Origin of the sequence: Acidovorax sp. sif1233, assembly GCF_019218755.1 — a bacterium.
Lineage (GTDB): Bacteria > Pseudomonadota > Gammaproteobacteria > Burkholderiales > Burkholderiaceae_C > Acidovorax.
Map to the genome: position 1 here is coordinate 173,248 of NZ_JAHUWZ010000005.1, position 17,216 is coordinate 190,463.

Here is a 17,216-nt window from a genome sequence, read left to right on the forward strand (position 1 = left end):
ACCATCACGGGCCGTCAAGCGCTTATCGTGAGGCCCTCACAACGCACAGGGCCACGCACCATGATCACCTGCTTCATCCGTTACGACATCGACCCCTTCCAGCGCGAGCTGTTCGCCGAATACGCACGCCGCTGGGGCCAGATCATCCCGCGCTGCGGCGGCCACCTGATCGGCTACTTCCTGCCGCACGAGGGCAGCAACTACGAGGCCTGGGGGCTCATAGGTTTCGAGTCGCTGGCCGCCTACGAGGCCTACCGCGCCCGCTTGCGCACCGACCCGGAGGGCCGCGCCAACTTCGCCATGGCGCAGGAAAAGCGCTTCATCCTGCGCGAGGAGCGCACGTTCACGCAGGGCGTGGAAGGCACGCTGGGCCTGCCCGCACGCCCGCTGGAGCTCAGGGCATGATCGCTGTCATTTTCGAGGTACAGCCCGCTCCGGGCCAGCAGGACGCTTATCTGGGCGCTGCCGCTGCGTTGCGGCCTTTGCTGGAGCAGATCGACGGGTTTGTCTCCATCGAACGGTTCGAGAGCCTCAGTGCTCCCGGCAAGCTGCTGTCGCTTTCGTTCTGGCGTGACGAGGAGGCAGTTGCGCAATGGCGCCAGATGGAAGCCCACCGCGCCACGCAGAAAGCCGGCCGCGAGCGGATCTTCGACAACTACCGCCTGCGCGTTGCCGCCGTGGTGCGCGACTACGGCATGCATGACCGTGACCAGGCTCCCGCAGATTCGCGGTCAGTGCACGGCTGATGGGCGCGCGGACTAGGCGGCGTAGCCAGTGAGCAGTGCGTGCTCCCAGTCCGGGCGCCCGTGTTGCCGGGCCAGCGCCGCCATGGCCGCGTGGTCGTAGGGCACGCAGATGTGTTCGCAATGCCAGCCGCCTGCGCGCTGTTCGATGAAGGCATAGCGTGCGTCGGGTGTCCCGGTCTGCACCGCGTGGGGCACGGGGTGGTCATCGCTGTAGGCCTGCAGTCCCACGCTGCCGGGGTTGACCAGCAGGCTTGCACCCTGCCGCACTGCGCGGGGCACGTGGGTGTGGCCGCATGTGATGACCGGTGAATGCTCGCCGCCCAGCCGGTCGGATATCTCTGCTGGGGTGGCCAGGCGCAGTGTGCTGCCGTCCAATGTTTCCAGCAGATATTCGTGGTCGCTGCGCGGCGAGCCGTGGCACAGGTAAATGTCGTCGCTGAAGCGATGCCAGGCCTTGAGCGTGCGCAGCCAGGTGAACTCCGCCTCGGTGAGCTGTGCGTGCGCGTACTGGTCCGAAGGGCCGCCGCGCCCGGGGCGCAGTTCCAGAACCTGGCGCTCGTGGTTGCCCGCCAGTGATAGCCAGCCCGACGCCATCAGCCACTGCGCCGTCTCGCGCGGCAGCAGCGGGCCGAGAACCTGTTCAAGGTGTTTTCGGGAATCGCATTGAAGTGCAATCGGGATGAGTGGATGCCTCGGATGCGCTGCATGGGCTCGTGCCCATGCAAGCAGCCGGGGCATTCAATCGCCCGATTTCACTCCAACCCTTCGGGCAAGTGCCTTGCCGGGCGGTCTGCGGCGTTGCGGCGCTTGTTGATAGCCAAGCTATCAACTGCGCACTGCGCCTAGCATCCCATCCCGGCAAGGTACTTGTGCGACCCCGAAAACACCTTGAACAGGTTCTTGGAGGTTGTCGCCCAGGTTCACCACCTGGTCAGCGCCCCGGCGGCGGATGTCGGCGGCCACCGCTTCCAGTGCGGCGAGGTTGCCATGGATGTCGGAGACGAGGGCCATGCGCATGGGGTGGTGGCTTTCAGCAGGGGGACACAGCGCCGCTCAGGCTGCCCTGGCACAGGTGCAGGCTGACGCGTGCCCGGTTGAACAAGAGATCGCACAGCCACGCATACACCAGCGCGATGTAAGCCAGCTGGGCCCAGCCCACATAGCTGCCGAACACGATGGTCTGCAGCCAGTTCTGGCCCCAGAGGTAGACAGCGCTGCTCGCCAGCGTTGCCACGAGGAGCGTGGCGGTGGCCGGCACCAGCGATGCCCCAACTGCGCCGTGGGGCCGCCGCCATGCGGCCAGGCCCAGCAGGGCGAACGCCAGGGCGTTGGCACCGCTGAAGATGCGCAATTCGCGCAGCAGCTTCTCGGCCGTATCCATGTAGGCGCTGCGGATCAGCGCATCGAGCTGGGCCTGCATCTGCTGCGCGGTGCCGATCTGCAACTCCAGCCGCTGCTGCCGCCGTTTGCGGCATTCGCAGGCCGGGATCCCCATCTCGGCCGCAATGGCGGCGACCCGGGCGGGTAGGCCGGCCGACAGCGCCTTGCGCGCGGCGTCGATCTCCTGTTCCTTGCCGCGCAAGAAGACCCGTGCTTGCGCGTTCAGGAAGCGTTCGTCCAGGGCCTGGAGCTTCTCGCCCGTCTTGTGCTCGATGTGCTGGCGGATGAGCTCGCGCGCGCCGCGTTCAATCCAGGTGGGTTGCAGCAGCGACACCAGCAGCAACCCGCCGAAGGCCGCGCCGCCCAGCAGGGCGAGCAGAAGGACGAAAGATCGAAACAAGGCGCAGGTCTCCGGTTTTCAGTTCAGTGCGGGCCCTGCGCCGGCACATCCACGGTCCTGGGCCAGCCGGCCCAGTGCGGGCGCAGTCAGCCGGTAGCTGAGCCGTTCGGCCACACGCTGGGCACCGAGGCTTTCGTAGAACAGGATTCCCCTGGCGTTCGACGCCTTCACAGGCCAGTCGATGCGGCGGCAGCCGTGGTCCAAGGCATATCGGGCGAGCCCGGACATGAGCGCCCGGCCAGTCCCCTGGCTTCTCTCGGCCGAACTCACGTACAGCTCTTTGAGCTGGCAATGCCTGCGCTGCTCCTCTGCAAATTCGACCAGCGAATACACCAGCGAGAACGCCGCCAGGCCCACCACAACGCCGTCGCTGCGCGAAGCCACCAGCAAACGCTGGGCGGAGCCGGGCGCCAGGAGGTTCTGGCGGAGGTGCTCCATCACCACCTGCCGAGAGGGCGTGGCGCCTTCGTTGTAGAAGGCGTGCAGCTCACACAGCAGGTTGGCCAGCGAGGCATGCTGGTATTCGGCGACCAGGGCGACCTGAAGTGCGCGTTCTGCGGGGCTGGCGTTCTGCATGGGCTCTTTCGTCTTGGAGATTTCGGCGGGACAACGTGCGCTTTCTGACACGGCGCCGTGCGGCCTTTTGCCATGACACTGCCGCAAAGATGGGGGGGCGGAGCGCGAGCCCCGCACGGAGGGCCGCCACCGGCCATCCCATCCGCGGCGTGTCAAGTGGCCACTGGACCAGAGCCGGCGCCCTCCCTCCAGCAGGCCGCAAGCCAAGGCCCCTCATCGGGATTTCCGTGGGTCATGGCAGTTGTGGCGGTGTGTGGTGTGCGCTGTCCGCCCCGACCTTCACGGCAATCACTTCCATGCACACGCGGTAGCGTTGGCTGATGCCATAGCGCACGGGCCGGAAGCCACATTCGGCCAGCAGCGCGTACAGCCGGTCGCGGTCAAAGTTGTGATAGTGCTCGATTTCACCCCAGTAGGGGTTCGCGTTGTTCGCATCCAGCGCCTTCCAGACCAAGGAGCCCAGGTTGGGCAGGGAGATCAGCAGCACCCCCCCGGGTTGCAGCAGCCGGTGGGCGGCATGCAGACCCACCTTGGGAAACGGCATGTGCTCCAGCACATCCGCCATGCTGACCACACTGGCCGGCCGCGGCAGCTCGAACCCTGTGACGTCCTGGCAATGGGCCGCCACCCCCCATCTGCGCAGCTCTTCCACCGATTGCGGACGCAGGTCCAGGCCCACGGGATCGAAGCCGTACTCCTGCGCGGTGAACAGAAGCGATGCATTCCCAAACCCCACGTCCAGCCACGTGCCTCCCGTCTGGTAGGACAGCACCTTCTCGATCATCTGCGCAGACACATAGCGCTGCCGTTCCAGGTCATAGCCCACCACCTGGGATTCGTTGGTGCCACGGAAAACGACATTCAGCGCCGCTTCGGAGTAGTAGCCGCTGCGAAAAACATGCTGGCACGCCGTGCATTGGCTCCAATGCATGGTGCGGGAGAGTTCTTGGCTGTAGCGAGGGTGGTGGGAACAGTCCGCGCTGCGCAGCGGCCGAAAGGCCTTGCTCTCGCACAACGGGCACGCCTGGTAGTCGATCAACTCGCCGGCCATGGTGGCGGGGGGGCTGGCGGCGGGCCGGTACGTCACCGGCGCGGCTGGGAAGGAGTATTTGATCATTCCTTCATTCTAGAAGGCACCCGACGTCTTCCCGGGGGCATCGAGACCGCCGCCGCCGCGGCGCTAGCGAGGCCATGGGACTCGCCCGCGGCCCGTCTTGCGGATGCGCACAGCTTTCGAAGGGCAGCATGGGCCGCCCGGGACGGGGGCTGCGCCACGCGGCGGCTACAGCGCGAAGATCTTTCCCGGATTCAGGATGTTCTTCGGGTCCAGCGCCCGCTTGATGGCGCGCATCATGTCCACCGCGCCAGCCCCGGTTTCATCGAGCAGGAAGCCCATCTTGTGCAGGCCCACGCCGTGCTCGCCCGTGCAGGTGCCGCCCATGCTCAGCGCGCGGGCCACCAGCTTGTGGTTCAGGTCTTCCGCGGTCACGCGCTCTTCGGGGATGTTGGGGTCGAGCAGGTAGCCAAAGTGGAAGTTGCCGTCGCCCACATGGCCCACCAGGAAGTAAGGGATGCCGCTGTCCTCGGCTTCCTGTACCGAGTCGAGCAGGCAGTCGGCCAGGCGGCTGATGGGCACGCAGGTGTCGGTGCTGATGGCGCGGCAGCCGGGGCGGCTTTGCACGGCGGCGAAGTAGGCGTTGTGCCGCGCGGTCCACAGGCGCGTGCGTTCCTCGGGCGTGCTGGCCCATTCAAAGGCATTGCCGCCAAACTCGCTGGCGATGTCCTGCACCGTCTCGGCCTGCTCCTTCACGCTCGATGGCGAACCGTGGAACTCCATCAGCAGCATGGGTTCTTCGCGCAGGGTGAGCTTGCTGTGCGCGTTGACCATGCGCACCGTGTGGTGGTCGATGAGTTCCACGCGCGCGATCGGCACGCCGAGCTGGATGGTCTGGATCACGGTGTGCACGGCGGCCTCGATGCTCGGGAACGAGCAGATCGCGGCGCTCACGGCCTCGGGCAGCGGGTACAGGCGCACGGTGATCTCGGTCATGATGCCCAGCGTGCCCTCGCTGCCCACCATCAGGCGCGTGAGGTCGTAGCCCGCGCTGCTCTTCTTGGCGCGCGTGCCGGTGTGGATGACTTCGCCGCTGGCCGTGACCACCTGCAGCGCCAGCACGTTCTCGCGCATGGTGCCGTAGCGCACGGCGTTGGTGCCGCTGGCGCGCGTGGCGCTCATGCCGCCAATGCTGGCATCGGCGCCGGGGTCGATGGGGAAGAACAGGCCCGTGTCCTTGATCGCATCGTTGAGCTGCTTGCGCGTGATGCCGGGCTGCACGGTCACGGTGAGGTCTTCGGCATTGATGCTCAACACCTGGTTCATGCGGCTCACGTCAATGCTGATGCCGCCCTGCACGGCCAGCAGGTGGCCTTCGAGCGAGGAGCCGGCGCCGTAGGGAATCACCGGCACCTCGTACTGGCTGGTCAGCTTCACGGCGTCGGCCACGTCCTGCGTGCTCTCGGCGAACACGACAGCGGAAGGTGGCGGCGCCTGGAAGGAACCTTCGTCCCGGCCATGCTGCTCGCGCACGGCCTGGGCCAGCGAGCACCGCGCACCAAAGCGGGTCTGCAGCGCTTCGATGAGGGCCTGGGGCACTTCGCGCAGGTTGATTTCGGGGAGAAGGTGGGCGGCGGCGGTGGGGGCGTTCATGGGTTGTCTCCAGGGTGATCGAAAAGAATACCACCGGCCTTTGCGGGGCGCCATGGCAGTGGTCAGGCAGGTGCAAGCTGGCCCGTACCCCGCGGGTGCACAAGGCGCGCGGGCACTGCGCGGCGTGGTGCGGGTATTCACGGGCTTGTTCGCGGGTGCTCGCTTAAATACATTACGTTTGAAATGTATATTGTGAAAGCGCCATGAACCACCGTGTTTCCCCCAAGGCGGGGGTGCGCCGCACGCATGCCGAGCGCAGCGCCGCCACCCGCCAGCACCTGATCGCCACGGCCATCGATGTGATCCAGAACCGCAGCCTGGAGGAGATGTCCATCCATGAGCTGGCCAAGTCGGCGGGCATGACGTCGGGGGCGGTGCAGCACCACTTCACGTCCAAGGCGGTGCTGATGATGAACGTGCTCAGCGAGCTGATCGAGTCCAGCGTGCTGTCGGGCGCACTCTGGCCCGACAGCACGCTGGCGCCCCGCGAGAGGGCGACCCTTTTCGTGCAGGCCGTCTGGGGCCTGGTCTATGCGCAGCCGCGCTTCATCGTGGCCTGGAACATCTATCTGGGCTGCCGCAACCAGCCGGAAGTGCTGGGCCACATTGCCGAGCTGCGCCAGAGCGTGCAGGCGCGCATGCGCGACGGGTTCTTCAAGGCATTTCCCGAACTGGCCCACGAGGCCGACCGCGATGGCCTGCTGGGCCTGGTGCTGTCCTCGCTGCGCGGGCTGGGGATGCTGCAGCTTTTTGCACCTGCGCGGCAGGACACGCCGGATGCTGCGCAACAAGCCCAGCTGGCCTGCCTGGCCGACCTGATCGCCACCCGCTGCGAAGCCGCAGCCGCCAGTGCCGCGCCCGCCAAGGCGCGAGCGCCTCGCCGCTAGGCCCTGGGTGCCGCCGCACCGGCGCGCACCTGCGCACGTTTGCGGGAGCCCCGCCAGGCGCCCGTGCAACGCCATTCCACTGCCACCCCCCCAAAAAAACCCCAGGAGACAACACACCATGGCCCTTTCCTTCCCCCGCGCGCCCCGCATTCCGCTGCTGGGCGCCCTCGTGCTGCTGGCAGGCACCGCAGTGGCACAGCCAGGCGCGTACCCGGCCAAGCCCATCCAGCTCATCGCGCAGCAGCCGCCCGGCAGCGGCTCGGACGCGATGACCCGCGTGTGGGCCGACTGCGCCGCGCGTGAACTGGGCCAGGCGGTGGTGGTGCAGAACAAGCCGGGGGCCAATGGCGTCCTGGCGGTCAACCACCTCAAGGGCCAGCCCGCCGACGGCTACAGCCTGCTGAGCATCGGCATGTCGCAGATGACGATCACGCCCTATGTGTACAAGCAGCCGCCGTACGACCCGCTGCGCGATTTCGATGGCGTGGCCGTGCTGGGCACGTCGCCGCTGGTGCTGGCCGTGCCTGCGGGGCAGGGCATCGCCAGTCTGACCGATCTGCAAAAACTCGCGCGCGCCACGCCGGGTGGCGTCAACTTTGGGTCGCCGGGCAAGGGCAGCCCGGCGCACCTGCTGACTTCGGCGCTCATCGAGCGCCTGGGCGTGGCTGGCACCCATGTGCCCTTTGTGGGCGAAGGCGCGGGCCTCACCGCGCTGATGGGGCAGCAGATCCATGCGATGACCCTGGTCATCGGCACGGCCGCAGCCCAGGTCAAGGCGGGCAAGCTGGTGCCGCTGGCGCTGTTTGGCGCGCAGCGCTCGCCCCTGCTGCCGGAGGTGCCCACCATTGCCGAAGCGTTGCCCCCTGCTGCCGACCTGGCGCGGCCCGCGTGGATTGCGGTGGTGGCCAAGGCGGGCACGCCGCCCGAACTGCTGAGCAAGCTCAATGCCGTCACCGAAAAGTGCCGGGGCGATGCGCAGTACAAATCGCGGCTGGAGGCCATGAACGTCACGCTCACTTCCTCGGTGCCGGGCGACGTGCGCGCCTGGGCCTCGCGCGATGCGGCCGTGTGGCGGCCCTTGATCGACAAGCTGGGCCTGGCCACGGAATGACAGTGGGCACAGCGGCACCCCAGGTCACGCTGCCCCACGGCGGCCAGCTGCGGGGTCTGTGGGACCACGGCGTGCGTGTGTTCCGTGGCGTGCCGTACGCCCTGGCACCACGTGGCGCGCTGCGCTTTGTGGCACCGGCGCCTGCGTTGCCGTGGTCCGGCCTGCGCGACGCCACCACCTTCGCGCCCATGGCGCCGCAACTGGCCCGCACGGCAAAAGCCGATGCACCCATGCTGGGTGGCCAGGACTGCCTGGCCGTGAATGTGTGGGCACCGCCCGCAGCGCCGGGTGCGGGCCTGCCGGTGTTGGTGTGGGTGCATGGTGGCGGCTTCTTTCGCGGCTCGGCGAGCGAACCGCTGTACGACGGCGCTTCGTTCGCCCGGCAGGGGCTGGTTTTTGTGTCGCTGCAGTACCGGCTGGGCATGGACGGGTTCATGCACTTCGAGGGTGAGGACGACGGTGCACCCGCCAACCGGGGTTTGCTGGACCAGATCGCTGCGCTGCAGTGGGTGCAGGACCATGTCCAGGCCTGGGGTGGCGACCCGACGCAGGTCACGGTGTTTGGCCAGTCGGCGGGCGCGGGTGCGCTGGCGTGCCTGCTGGGCATGCCAGCGTCGCGCGGCTTGTTCCAGAGGGTCATCCTGCAAAGCCCGAGCGTGGCCTGCCAAACGTTGGACGAAGCCGCCGCCGTGCGCCGCGCAGTGGCTGCGTTGGTGGGCGTGGCGCCGAGCCGCACCACGCTGGCCTCGGCACCCATCGGTTCGGTGCTTCATGCCGTCCACAGGCTGGCAGCAGATCCATCGCTTCGGGTTCGGCATGGCATCGGGGGCCGCAACTTCTTTCCGCTGCGGCCCGTGGTGGATGGGCGGGTGCTGGCTGCGCCGCCGCTGCAGGCGATGCGCCAGCAATGGAGGGCCCGGCCACCGGACCTGCAGGTGCTGGTGGGCAGCAATGTGGACGAGATGCGCCTGTACCACGTGCCGGGCGGCGCCATCGACCGCGTGAGCGAGGCGCAGGTGCTGGCGTTTGCGCAGGATGTGGGTTTGCCCACGGAGGCGGTTCGCGCCTGCCGGGCGCTGTTGCCGGCTGCCCAGCAGACACCGGGCGAGCTGCTGTCAGCCTTGCAGTCCGATTTCTACTACCGCGTGCCCGCACAGCGCATCGCGGCGCTGGCCAGCGAATGGGCCCAAAGCGCCCACCGCTATGAGTTTGCCTGGGCATCCCCCCAGTGGCGGGGGCGGCTGGGCGCGGCGCACGCGGTGGAGCTGCCGTTTGTCTTTGGCAACCTTCACCCTGCCCAGGGGCAAGAGTTCACGGGGGCCGCGCCGCCTGCCGCTCTGGCGCAGGCCATGCACCAAAGCTGGGCGAGTTTTGCGCGCCGGGGCGACCCCGGCTGGGCGCGCCATGAGGGCACCATGCCCTGGCTGCAGCATTTCAACAGCGCATCGCGCTGCGAAATCCATAGCGAACCCACCAGATTCAATCTGTGGCGAGGCATTCTTTGAGCAAGGAGGGCGAAGTCCGCTGAGCCCCCGTAGGGCGCCATAGGCTGGCGCGCCACACTGGTGCATCCATCTTGTATACCAGTTGGCACGGAACCTGCAATCAGCAGGCGGCAATGACCACCGCCACCGAGATCAGCAACCGCATCATCGAAGCCGTGATGGCGCAAAAGCTCGCCCCCGGCTCGCGCCTGGGCGAGCAGCAGCTGGCCATGCTGTTCGACTGCAGCCGCACCATCGTGCGCGAGGCGCTCACGCGGCTGTCCACGCGCGGCATCGTCACCGTGAGCGCGCGGCGTGGCTGGTATGTGATCGAACCCTCGGAAGACGAGGCGCGCGAGGCCTTCGAGGCGCGCCGCGTGATCGAACTGGGCCTGCTGCACCAGCTCAAGGCGGTGGACAAGGCGGCCGTGCGCCAGCTCAGGAGCCACCTGCAGCGCGAGAAGGCGGCGCTGGCGGGCAGCGACGTGGGCGCGCGCAGCTTCCTGCTGGGCGACTTCCATGTGTGCCTGGCCGAATGCCTGGGCAATTCACTGCTGGCCGACACGCTGCGCGACTTCACGGCGCGCACCACGCTGATCGCCATGCTCTACCAGTCGTCGCACGATGCCGCGCAGTCGTGCGCCGACCACGTGCGCATCGTCGAGGCGCTGGAGGCGGGCGACATCGCCCAGGCCGAAGCGCTCATGTCCGAGCACATCGGCTCGGTGCAATCCGCGCTGCGCCTGCAGGCCAGCACCGACCCGCTGGCCGGGCTGCGCGATGCGCTGGCCCCGGTGCGCAAGACCACTGCCGCCGCAGCGGACACCACCGCGCAGCCCCGGCAACGCAAGCCCCGCGCTGTGTCCAAGAGTTCCACCCAGAAAGCGTCCGACAAGGACGCAGCACCCGCCGACGCATCCACCTACCTAGGAGCCCTGCTATGACCGCCCACCGTGCCTTTGTTTCCTCGACCCGCCGCCTGACACTGGGCGTGCTCGCCGCCACCGGCCTGTCGGCCGCGCTGATGGCCCCTGCCGCCCACGCGCAGAACGCGCTGGACAACATCCTCAAGGCCAAGGAAATCAAGATCGCCATCCCCACCGACTATCCGCCCTACGGCTTTGTGGGCACGGACCTCAAGCCTCAGGGCCTGGATGTGGAAATGGCCAACTACATCGCCACCAAGCTGGGCGTGAAGGTCGAACTGATCCCCGTGACCAGCGCCAACCGCATCCCCTACCTGCAGACGCAGAAGGCCGACCTCGTCATCTCCACGCTGGGCAAGAACCCCGAGCGCGAGAAGGTGATCGACTTCACCGCCGCCTACGCCCCGTTCTTCCAGGCCGTGTTCGCGGGCAAGAGCCTGTCGATCAAGAGTTTTGCGGACCTGGCCGGCAAGTCGGTGGCCGTGACGCGTGGCGCCATGGAGGACCAGGAACTGGCCAAGGTCGCGCCCGCCGGCGTGGACGTGAAGCGTTTTGAAGACCACGCGGCCAGCATCTCGGCCTTCGTGTCGGGCCAGACGCAGGCCATCGCCACCAGCGCGTCCACGGCCGGCACCATCATGATGAAGAACCCCAGCCTGCAGACCGAGTACAAGCTGCTGCTCAAGGACAGCCCCAACTTCATCGGCGTGGCCAAGGGCGAGGACAAGCTGCGCCTGCGCGTGAACGAGATCATCGCCGAGGCGAAGAAGTCGGGCGACATCGACAAGCTCTCCAGCAAGTGGCTGGGCCGTCCCGCCGGCGAACTGCCCCTGTGAACGCACACCACTGACCATTTGCTGAACAGGCCTGGGGCGTGACAAGCGCCGCAGGGCAACCGCATGCTGATCGCGCTGGATTTCTCTGCCGTGCTGTCCTCCTGGCCGCTGCTGGTGCGCGGTGTGGTCTGGACCATCGGGCTCACGGTGGTGGGTACCGTGCTGGGCCTGTTGCTGGGCACGGCCTGTGCCTGGGCGCGCGCCCGCAACCTGGGGCCGCGTGCGCTGCCGCTGCGCTGGGCCGTGGCCGCCTATGTGGAGCTGGTGCGCAACACGCCCTTCATCGTGCAGCTGTTCTTCCTGTTCTTCGGCCTGCCGGCGCTCGGGCTCAAGCTCTCGCCCGAGGTGGCCTCCGTGCTGGCCATGGTGATCAACCTGGGCGCGTATTCGGCCGAGATCATCCGCGCCGGCATCGAGGCCACGCCGCGCGGGCAGATCGAAGCCGCGCAGAGCCTGGCCCTGACGCCCGGCCAGACCTTCCGCCGTGTGGTGCTGCCGCCGGCGCTGCTCAAGGTGTGGCCGGCCATGGTGAGCCAGATCATCATCGTGATGCTGGGCTCGGCCGTGTGCGGGCAGATCTCCACGCCGGAACTGAGCTACGCGGCCAACCTGATCTCCAGCAACACCTTCCGCGCGTTCGAGGCGTTCATCCTGGCGACGGCCGTGTACCTGGCGCTGTCGATGCTGACCCGCCGCCTGCTCATCTGGGTGGGTGCCCGATTCTTGGTGGGGAGATAAGCCATGGTGGAATTTTCTCTGTGGGACATCCTGCGCAACCTGCTGATGGCCGCGCGCTGGACCGTCAGTCTCTCGCTCATTGCCTTCATCGGCGGCGGGCTGGTGGGCCTGTTGCTGCTGGTGCTGCGCCTGTCCAAGGTGCGGGGTACCGAGCGCCTGATCGGTGCCTATGTGCAGGTGTTCCAGGGCACGCCGCTGCTCATGCAGCTGTTCCTGGCGTACTTCGGCATTGCGCTCTTTGGCATCAAGACCTCGCCGTGGACGGCCGCCGCCGTGGCACTCACGCTCTACACCAGCGCCTATCTCACGGAGATCTGGCGCGGCTGCGTGGCCTCCATCCCCAAGGGCCAGTGGGAGGCGGCGCAGAGCCTGGCCCTGAACTTTGGCGAGCAGCTGCGCCATGTGGTGCTGCCGCAGGCACTGCGCATTGCGGTGCCGCCCACCGTGGGTTTTCTGGTGCAGGTGATCAAGGGCACGGCGCTGGCATCGGTGATCGGCTTTGTCGAGCTGACCAAGGCCGGCAGCATGATCTCCAACGCCACCTACCAGCCCTTTCTGGTCTACGCCTGCGTGGCCCTGCTGTACTTTGTTTTGTGCTTCCCGGTGAGCCTGGTGGCGCAGTCCCTTGAAAGGAAACTCCATGGCAACCGCAGTTGATACAACCCCGGCTCCCGCCCACGACGGCATCGTGGTGGGCGCGCCGCCCATCGTGGACATCACGGCCCTGCGCAAGTCCTACGGCACGAACGAGGTGCTCAAGGGCATCGACCTCAAGGTGCAAAAGGGCGAGGTGATCGCCATCATCGGCAAGAGCGGCTCGGGCAAGAGCACGCTGCTGCGCTGCGTGAACGGGCTGGAGGTCTTTCAGGAGGGTGCCCTCAGCGTCAACGGCAAGAAGCTCATGCACGACAGCCCCACGGCCATGCGTGAGCTGCGCCAGCAGGTGGGCATGATTTTTCAGAACTTCAACCTGTTCCCGCACCTTTCGGTGGGCCGCAACATCATGCTGGCCCCCACGCTGGTGAAGTCGCGCGACGCCGCCACGGCGGCCGCGCAGGCGCGCAAGCTCCTCGAGCGCGTGGGCCTGGCAGAAAAATTCGACGCCATGCCCGACCAGCTCTCGGGCGGGCAGCAGCAGCGCGTGGCCATTGCACGCGCCCTGGCCATGGAGCCGCAGGTGCTGCTGTGCGACGAGATCACCTCGGCGCTCGACCCTGAATTGGTGGGTGAGGTGTTGCGCGTGGTGGAGTCGCTCGCGCTGGAAGGCATGACACTGATGATGGTCACGCACGAGATGGCATTCGCGCGCAAGGTCAGCGACCGCGTGATCTTCATGCACCAGGGCCGTGTGCACGAGACGGGCACGCCCGCCGAGCTGTTCGGCCACCCGCGCACGCCTGAACTGCAGCAATTCCTGTCCTCGCTGCACGACTGACGGCGGCCCTCGGCGCGCAGGCGCAAAAGCCCGCCCACGGTCTGGAACGCTCCAGGGCGGGCGGGCTCGCGGACGCCAATGGTCCGCTACACGCGGTGGTCACCCCGGGTTTGGCTCCGTGGCCAAGAGCCAGGGCATCCGGGATGGAGGATCAGGAAAGAAGGCCCTTCTCGAATTCGGCTGGAGACAGGGAGCCGCTCTGGTCGGCATCCAGTTCCTTGAAGCGCTGGCTGATGGCCGGCAGCTTGGTGGCTTCCTTCTCGCTCAGCTTGCCGTCCTTGTCGGTGTCGGCGCGATTGAAAGCGGTGGTGGCGGCCATGGAGGGGTTTCCGGTGCCAGGGCCGTAGGAGTATTTGGGGTCTCCCGGGGCTGCGGCCTTGCTGGCCGGCGCAGGCTGGGGCGAAGTGGAGGTGGACTGTGCCTGCAATGCGCCCACGCCACCCAGGGAGAGGGCGGCGAAGAGCATCACGCTGCGCGTATCGAACGAATAGGTGCGTCGTTGCAGTGCTTTCATGGAAGCTAGGCTCCTTCGAAGTTGAACAGGGTTTCATTGCACCGCAGCAGGCCGGCCAAGGCCAGCACTCTTGCCTGCTGTTGCCCGGGCCAACATTTCCCAGCGCGGTGTAACCGGCAGCGGCTGCCTTGTAGGGCAATGCGGAGGGGATGTACCCAAACGTAGGGCGCCACAGGCGCCCGCCCGACGCCGCGGGCCGGTTGCCGGATGACTGGCAGGCCGGGGCATGTCCTACATCGGCGTTCCCGCCGGCCCAAAACAATGCACTTCAGCATCCCGCTGGATGGATGTTTTTTTGTTGTTTTATCCCAAGGAGCCTCTCATGCAAAAGCAAACCGTTGTGGCCGCCCTCGCCGCCCTGGCCTGCACCGCCGCCCTCGCGCAGGCGCCCGCCACCAACACCGCCCGCCCCCCTTCCGAGGTGAATCCCGCCGCTTCGGGCGGCCCCGCCGCCGCGAATGCGCAGAACAAGGCCGACAACCGTGCCAGCCAGAGCACGGCGGCGCCCGCCAACCCTGCCAAGGGCGATGGCCGTGGCGCCCCGGTGGCAGAGATCAACCCCAGCGCCTCCGGGGGCAAGGCCGCCGCCAAGGCGGAAACGCGGGTGAACGCCCGCCTCATGGACTCCAACGGCGACGGCATGGTGTCGCGCCAGGAGTGGGACACGTACCACGCCCATGCGTGGAACAACCTCAAGCCCTCGAACACGGGTGTCTCCACGGCGGACATCGACAAGCTCAACCGCTCGACGGCGACCCAGTGACCCTGGTGGCCGGCGGCAGCCGGTGGGCGGCAGCGCGATAGGGGCTGCCCGCCCGCCCCTTGCACCGGGTGCGTGTGCAAGGGGCTTTTTTTTGAATACCGGCCCGGCGGGCGCGGTGGCGGAAAATCGCGGGTGCAGATTCCCCGCGCGGCCCTGCGCCGCATCCCCCACCGACCAAGCAAGGCACCCATGGGCAACCGACTCACACAGATCGCCACGCGCACCGGCGACGCCGGCACCACCGGCCTGGGCAACAACGAACGCGTCTCCAAGGACAGCCTGCGCATCCATGCGCTCGGTGACGTGGATGAGCTCAACTCCCACATCGGCCTGCTGCTGTGCGAGCGCGTGCCGGAGGACGTGCGCGGCCTGCTCGTCGAGGTGCAGCACCAGCTGTTCAACCTGGGGGGCGAGCTGTCGATCCCGGGCTTCGAACTGCTCAAGCCGCAAGCGGTGCTGGCACTGGATGACGCCCTGGCCCACCACAACGCGGCGCTGCCGCGCCTGCAGGAATTCATCCTGCCCGCCGGCACCCGCGCCGCCGCGCAAGCCCATGTCTGCCGCACCGTGGCGCGCCGCGCCGAACGCGCCGTGGTCGCCCTGGGCAACGAAGAGGCGCTGAACGACGCGCCGCGCCAGTACCTCAACCGCCTCTCCGACCTGATGTTCGTCCTGGCCCGCGTGCTCAACCGCATGGATGGCGGGGATGACGTGTACTGGAAAAGCGAGCGCCTGGCGCAGCAGAATGCTACTGAATAGATAGCTTTTGGCGCTTACCCAGTAAGCGCTGGAGAGTAATTTTCTATAAATTCAACCCTGCCCGCTGCGGGTGGCGCTGCCCACCAGGGCAGCCAAGCAAGGGCCGCCCCGCAGCGAGGGCTGCGTCCCCCTTCCCGAGTCGCGTTAGCGATTCGAGAGAAGGGGGAGGGCACGAAGTGCCTCAGGGGGATGCACCTTATCTCGGCGCCAGGATCGCCATGGTCAGCCGCGACACGCAGGTGAGCTCGCCCGCGTCGTTGACCATGTCGATGTGCCACACGTGCGTGGTGCGGCCCAGGTGGATGGGCCGGGCGGTGGCCGTCACCCAGCCGCTGGTGGCGGAGCGCAGGTGGTTGGCGTTGATGTCCAGGCCCACGGCGTTGTGGCCCTCGGGGCTGGCGTAGTAGGCGCCCACTGAGCCCAGCGACTCGGCCAGCACCACGCTCACGCCGCCGTGCAGCAGCCCGAAGGGCTGTTTGGTGCGCTGGTCCACCGGCACGCGGCCGCGCAGGAAGTCGTCACCCAGTTCGATGATCTCGATGCCCAGGTGCGAGGCAGCGGTGTTGTGGTGGTCGGCGTTGAGTCGAGCCAGGTCGACGGGCTTTTTCCAGATGGGCATGGTGGCTTCGGTCGGACAGAGGGATGAATCTTTTCGGACCGGCCATTGTGCCCATCTTGCTCTCATGGGCGCAGACCCGACCCGGCGCCACCGTGGATCCGGCCCTGCCGGTCCACCGGAGGCGTCCCCCCTTGAGGAATGGCGCGCAGCGCCTCAGGGGGTTACCCGATGAATTTGCCGTTGGCGCCCATCACGCCCAGGTCCAGGAAACGCGAGCCCACATAGGGGGCGCTGCCGGCGTAGTCGATCGTGAGGCCGCCCAGGTCGTTGCTGCGGATGCCGGCCAGCGCGTTGCGCAGCCTGGCGCGGGTCAGCTCGCGGCCGGCGCGCTCCAGGCCTTCGGCGAGCACGCGGGCGTTCACATAGCCCTCGAAGCTGCGGCTCGAGAATTCCTGAAAGCCCACCGCCTTCATGGCGCGCTGGTAGTCGCGCACCAGGGCAACGCTGGTGCGGCCGGCGTCGGGCAGCACCATCGACAGCGCGATGCCCGCCGCCTTGCCGCCGAGCTGGCGCAGGTTGTCGCCGGACAGGGCCACGCTGGTCGCTGCCAGCGGGGTGCTGGGCGACACCTTCTTGAATTCGCTGACCAGCGCGGCCGACACGTCGCCCGCCGTCCCCAGCAGCACCGTCGTGGGCTTGGCCGCCACGGCCTGCCTGACCACGTCGGCCACCTGTGCGCCCTGTGCGTCGAGCTTGAACGCCTTGGGCGCGGGCTGCTGGGCCGCCTTCATGGCGTTGTTCACATCGGCCAGGAATTCGCGGCCGAAGGCGGTGTCCTGATAGACGATGGCCAGGTCGGTGATGCCCATGGCCACCAGCTTCTGCGTGAGGCGCTGGGCCTCGTCGGAGTAGCTGGCGCGCACGTGGAACACCGAGCGGTATTCGGCCTTGCGCAGCGACGTGGCGCCGCTTTGCGGGGCCACGTAGGGGATCTGCGCCTCGTCCACCAGCGGCAGGATGCGCTGGTTGTTGGCCGTGCCCATGCACGACAGCAGCGCCACCACGCCGCCGTCGGCGATCAGCTTGCGCGCGTTCTCCTCCGAGCGGGCGGCGTCATAGCCGTCGTCCAGCGCCAGCAGCTTCAGCTCCCGGCCATGGATGCCGCGCACGTTCGCCTGGGCGATGCCCGCGTCCAGGCCCTGCTTGAGTTCCTTGCCCAGGCTGGCCAGGGCACCGGTCAGGCCGACGGAGCAGCCAATGGCCACGCTCCTGGCGTCCATCGGGTCCTGCACGCCCACGGCGCGCGACGGGTTGGCAAAAAGCAGGCCGGCGCTGGCAGCGGCAAGGGACTGGGTGAACTGGCGACGTTGCATGGCAGGAAAACTCACGGACAAG

21 protein-coding genes are annotated in these 17,216 nt (G+C 67.7%); 12 read left to right on the plus strand and 9 right to left on the minus strand.

The genetic code is table 11. The features are described 5' to 3' along the window. Positions 1 to 60 precede the first annotated feature (60 nt). Positions 61 to 405: an NIPSNAP family protein gene (locus KW843_RS17680; RefSeq protein ID WP_218296470.1), complete on the plus strand. Its 345-nt coding sequence runs from the start codon at positions 61 to 63 to the stop codon at positions 403 to 405. Next, on the plus strand, positions 402 to 746 hold the full coding sequence (locus KW843_RS17685) for an antibiotic biosynthesis monooxygenase (protein WP_218296471.1): 345 nt from the start codon (positions 402 to 404) through the stop codon (positions 744 to 746). Before KW843_RS17680 ends, KW843_RS17685 begins: the two co-directional genes overlap by 4 nt. A 12-nt stretch (positions 747 to 758) precedes the next feature. Here the strand turns inward: KW843_RS17685 and KW843_RS17690 are convergent, their stop codons facing one another. The 6 genes from KW843_RS17690 to KW843_RS17715 all read right to left on the minus strand — a co-directional run bounded on the left by KW843_RS17690 (position 759) and on the right by KW843_RS17715 (position 5,809). Further along, complete coding sequence (locus KW843_RS17690) at positions 759 to 1,340, minus strand: metallophosphoesterase (RefSeq protein WP_255590939.1); 582 nt, start codon at positions 1,338 to 1,340, stop codon at positions 759 to 761. 231 nt (positions 1,341 to 1,571) lie between these two features. After that, complete coding sequence (locus tag KW843_RS17695; RefSeq protein WP_370627744.1) at positions 1,572 to 1,763, minus strand: metallophosphoesterase; 192 nt, start codon at positions 1,761 to 1,763, stop codon at positions 1,572 to 1,574. A gap of 13 nt (positions 1,764 to 1,776) precedes the next feature. Continuing rightward, on the minus strand, positions 1,777 to 2,526 hold the full coding sequence (locus tag KW843_RS17700) for a hypothetical protein (RefSeq protein WP_218296472.1): 750 nt from the start codon (positions 2,524 to 2,526) through the stop codon (positions 1,777 to 1,779). 18 nt (positions 2,527 to 2,544) lie between these two features. After that, entirely contained in the window at positions 2,545 to 3,102 is a 558-nt protein-coding gene (locus KW843_RS17705; RefSeq protein WP_218296473.1) for a GNAT family N-acetyltransferase, read from the minus strand. Between the two features lie 232 nt (positions 3,103 to 3,334). Beyond that, positions 3,335 to 4,219 (minus strand): class I SAM-dependent methyltransferase, encoded by an 885-nt coding sequence (locus KW843_RS17710; RefSeq protein WP_255594803.1) that lies wholly within the window; start codon positions 4,217 to 4,219, stop codon positions 3,335 to 3,337. 165 nt (positions 4,220 to 4,384) lie between these two features. Beyond that, on the minus strand, positions 4,385 to 5,809 hold the full coding sequence (locus tag KW843_RS17715) for an FAD-binding oxidoreductase (protein ID WP_218296474.1): 1,425 nt from the start codon (positions 5,807 to 5,809) through the stop codon (positions 4,385 to 4,387). 203 nt (positions 5,810 to 6,012) lie between these two features. Here KW843_RS17715 and KW843_RS17720 point away from each other — a divergent pair, with 203 nt between their 5' ends. The 8 genes from KW843_RS17720 (at position 6,013) to KW843_RS17755 (ending at position 13,226) form a co-directional block, all read left to right on the plus strand. Next, positions 6,013 to 6,696, plus strand: coding sequence for a TetR/AcrR family transcriptional regulator (locus tag KW843_RS17720; RefSeq protein ID WP_218296475.1), 684 nt, complete (start codon positions 6,013 to 6,015; stop codon positions 6,694 to 6,696). A gap of 118 nt (positions 6,697 to 6,814) precedes the next feature. After that, the gene (locus KW843_RS17725) at positions 6,815 to 7,807 is read left to right on the plus strand and encodes a tripartite tricarboxylate transporter substrate binding protein (RefSeq protein ID WP_218296476.1); all 993 of its coding nucleotides are present in this window, start codon (positions 6,815 to 6,817) and stop codon (positions 7,805 to 7,807) included. Continuing rightward, on the plus strand, positions 7,804 to 9,312 hold the full coding sequence (locus tag KW843_RS17730) for a carboxylesterase/lipase family protein (RefSeq protein WP_218296477.1): 1,509 nt from the start codon (positions 7,804 to 7,806) through the stop codon (positions 9,310 to 9,312). Before KW843_RS17725 ends, KW843_RS17730 begins: the two co-directional genes overlap by 4 nt. A 113-nt stretch (positions 9,313 to 9,425) precedes the next feature. Further along, on the plus strand, positions 9,426 to 10,235 hold the full coding sequence (locus KW843_RS17735; protein WP_218296478.1) for a GntR family transcriptional regulator: 810 nt from the start codon (positions 9,426 to 9,428) through the stop codon (positions 10,233 to 10,235). After that, on the plus strand, positions 10,232 to 11,053 hold the full coding sequence (locus KW843_RS17740) for a transporter substrate-binding domain-containing protein (RefSeq protein WP_218296479.1): 822 nt from the start codon (positions 10,232 to 10,234) through the stop codon (positions 11,051 to 11,053). Before KW843_RS17735 ends, KW843_RS17740 begins: the two co-directional genes overlap by 4 nt. Positions 11,054 to 11,116: 63 nt before the next feature. Next, positions 11,117 to 11,791, plus strand: a complete 675-nt coding sequence (locus KW843_RS17745; RefSeq protein ID WP_218296480.1) for an amino acid ABC transporter permease — start codon at positions 11,117 to 11,119, stop codon at positions 11,789 to 11,791. 3 nt (positions 11,792 to 11,794) lie between these two features. Beyond that, on the plus strand, positions 11,795 to 12,448 hold the full coding sequence (locus tag KW843_RS17750) for an amino acid ABC transporter permease (protein WP_057227970.1): 654 nt from the start codon (positions 11,795 to 11,797) through the stop codon (positions 12,446 to 12,448). After that, entirely contained in the window at positions 12,432 to 13,226 is a 795-nt protein-coding gene (locus KW843_RS17755) for an amino acid ABC transporter ATP-binding protein (RefSeq protein ID WP_255590935.1), read from the plus strand. Before KW843_RS17750 ends, KW843_RS17755 begins: the two co-directional genes overlap by 17 nt. Positions 13,227 to 13,377: 151 nt before the next feature. Here the strand turns inward: KW843_RS17755 and KW843_RS17760 are convergent, their stop codons facing one another. After that, positions 13,378 to 13,740, minus strand: coding sequence for an EF-hand domain-containing protein (locus tag KW843_RS17760; protein WP_218296481.1), 363 nt, complete (start codon positions 13,738 to 13,740; stop codon positions 13,378 to 13,380). A 322-nt stretch (positions 13,741 to 14,062) separates the two neighbouring features. Here KW843_RS17760 and KW843_RS17765 point away from each other — a divergent pair, with 322 nt between their 5' ends. Then, positions 14,063 to 14,503, plus strand: a complete 441-nt coding sequence (locus KW843_RS17765) for a hypothetical protein (RefSeq protein ID WP_218296482.1) — start codon at positions 14,063 to 14,065, stop codon at positions 14,501 to 14,503. A gap of 189 nt (positions 14,504 to 14,692) precedes the next feature. Next, positions 14,693 to 15,262, plus strand: a complete 570-nt coding sequence (locus KW843_RS17770) for a cob(I)yrinic acid a,c-diamide adenosyltransferase (protein WP_218296483.1) — start codon at positions 14,693 to 14,695, stop codon at positions 15,260 to 15,262. Positions 15,263 to 15,458: 196 nt separating this feature from the next. Here KW843_RS17770 and KW843_RS17775 read toward each other — a convergent pair whose 3' ends face one another. Further along, positions 15,459 to 15,881, minus strand: coding sequence for a hotdog fold thioesterase (locus KW843_RS17775; RefSeq protein ID WP_218296484.1), 423 nt, complete (start codon positions 15,879 to 15,881; stop codon positions 15,459 to 15,461). A gap of 161 nt (positions 15,882 to 16,042) precedes the next feature. Then, positions 16,043 to 17,194, minus strand: coding sequence for an ABC transporter substrate-binding protein (locus tag KW843_RS17780; RefSeq protein WP_218296485.1), 1,152 nt, complete (start codon positions 17,192 to 17,194; stop codon positions 16,043 to 16,045). Positions 17,195 to 17,216: the final 22 nt, after the last annotated feature.

What these genes read in the sequence shown, in the direction of transcription:
- KW843_RS17780 (WP_218296485.1), bottom strand. Translation starts at nt 17,194, where the DNA reads ATGCAACGTCGCCAGTTCACCCAGTCCCTTGCCGCTGCCAGCGCCGGC.
- KW843_RS17715 (WP_218296474.1), bottom strand. Translation starts at nt 5,809, where the DNA reads ATGAACGCCCCCACCGCCGCCGCCCACCTTCTCCCCGAAATCAACCTG.
- KW843_RS17695 (WP_370627744.1), bottom strand. Translation starts at nt 1,763, where the DNA reads ATGCGCATGGCCCTCGTCTCCGACATCCATGGCAACCTCGCCGCACTG.
- KW843_RS17730 (WP_218296477.1), top strand. Translation starts at nt 7,804, where the DNA reads ATGACAGTGGGCACAGCGGCACCCCAGGTCACGCTGCCCCACGGCGGC.
- KW843_RS17725 (WP_218296476.1), top strand. Translation starts at nt 6,815, where the DNA reads ATGGCCCTTTCCTTCCCCCGCGCGCCCCGCATTCCGCTGCTGGGCGCC.
- KW843_RS17735 (WP_218296478.1), top strand. Translation starts at nt 9,426, where the DNA reads ATGACCACCGCCACCGAGATCAGCAACCGCATCATCGAAGCCGTGATG.
- KW843_RS17750 (WP_057227970.1), top strand. Translation starts at nt 11,795, where the DNA reads ATGGTGGAATTTTCTCTGTGGGACATCCTGCGCAACCTGCTGATGGCC.
- KW843_RS17720 (WP_218296475.1), top strand. Translation starts at nt 6,013, where the DNA reads ATGAACCACCGTGTTTCCCCCAAGGCGGGGGTGCGCCGCACGCATGCC.
- KW843_RS17680 (WP_218296470.1), top strand. Translation starts at nt 61, where the DNA reads ATGATCACCTGCTTCATCCGTTACGACATCGACCCCTTCCAGCGCGAG.
- KW843_RS17690 (WP_255590939.1), bottom strand. Translation starts at nt 1,340, where the DNA reads ATGGCGTCGGGCTGGCTATCACTGGCGGGCAACCACGAGCGCCAGGTT.
- KW843_RS17745 (WP_218296480.1), top strand. Translation starts at nt 11,117, where the DNA reads ATGCTGATCGCGCTGGATTTCTCTGCCGTGCTGTCCTCCTGGCCGCTG.
- KW843_RS17760 (WP_218296481.1), bottom strand. Translation starts at nt 13,740, where the DNA reads ATGAAAGCACTGCAACGACGCACCTATTCGTTCGATACGCGCAGCGTG.
- KW843_RS17765 (WP_218296482.1), top strand. Translation starts at nt 14,063, where the DNA reads ATGCAAAAGCAAACCGTTGTGGCCGCCCTCGCCGCCCTGGCCTGCACC.
- KW843_RS17705 (WP_218296473.1), bottom strand. Translation starts at nt 3,102, where the DNA reads ATGCAGAACGCCAGCCCCGCAGAACGCGCACTTCAGGTCGCCCTGGTC.
- KW843_RS17755 (WP_255590935.1), top strand. Translation starts at nt 12,432, where the DNA reads ATGGCAACCGCAGTTGATACAACCCCGGCTCCCGCCCACGACGGCATC.
- KW843_RS17770 (WP_218296483.1), top strand. Translation starts at nt 14,693, where the DNA reads ATGGGCAACCGACTCACACAGATCGCCACGCGCACCGGCGACGCCGGC.
- KW843_RS17775 (WP_218296484.1), bottom strand. Translation starts at nt 15,881, where the DNA reads ATGCCCATCTGGAAAAAGCCCGTCGACCTGGCTCGACTCAACGCCGAC.
- KW843_RS17710 (WP_255594803.1), bottom strand. Translation starts at nt 4,219, where the DNA reads ATGATCAAATACTCCTTCCCAGCCGCGCCGGTGACGTACCGGCCCGCC.
- KW843_RS17740 (WP_218296479.1), top strand. Translation starts at nt 10,232, where the DNA reads ATGACCGCCCACCGTGCCTTTGTTTCCTCGACCCGCCGCCTGACACTG.
- KW843_RS17685 (WP_218296471.1), top strand. Translation starts at nt 402, where the DNA reads ATGATCGCTGTCATTTTCGAGGTACAGCCCGCTCCGGGCCAGCAGGAC.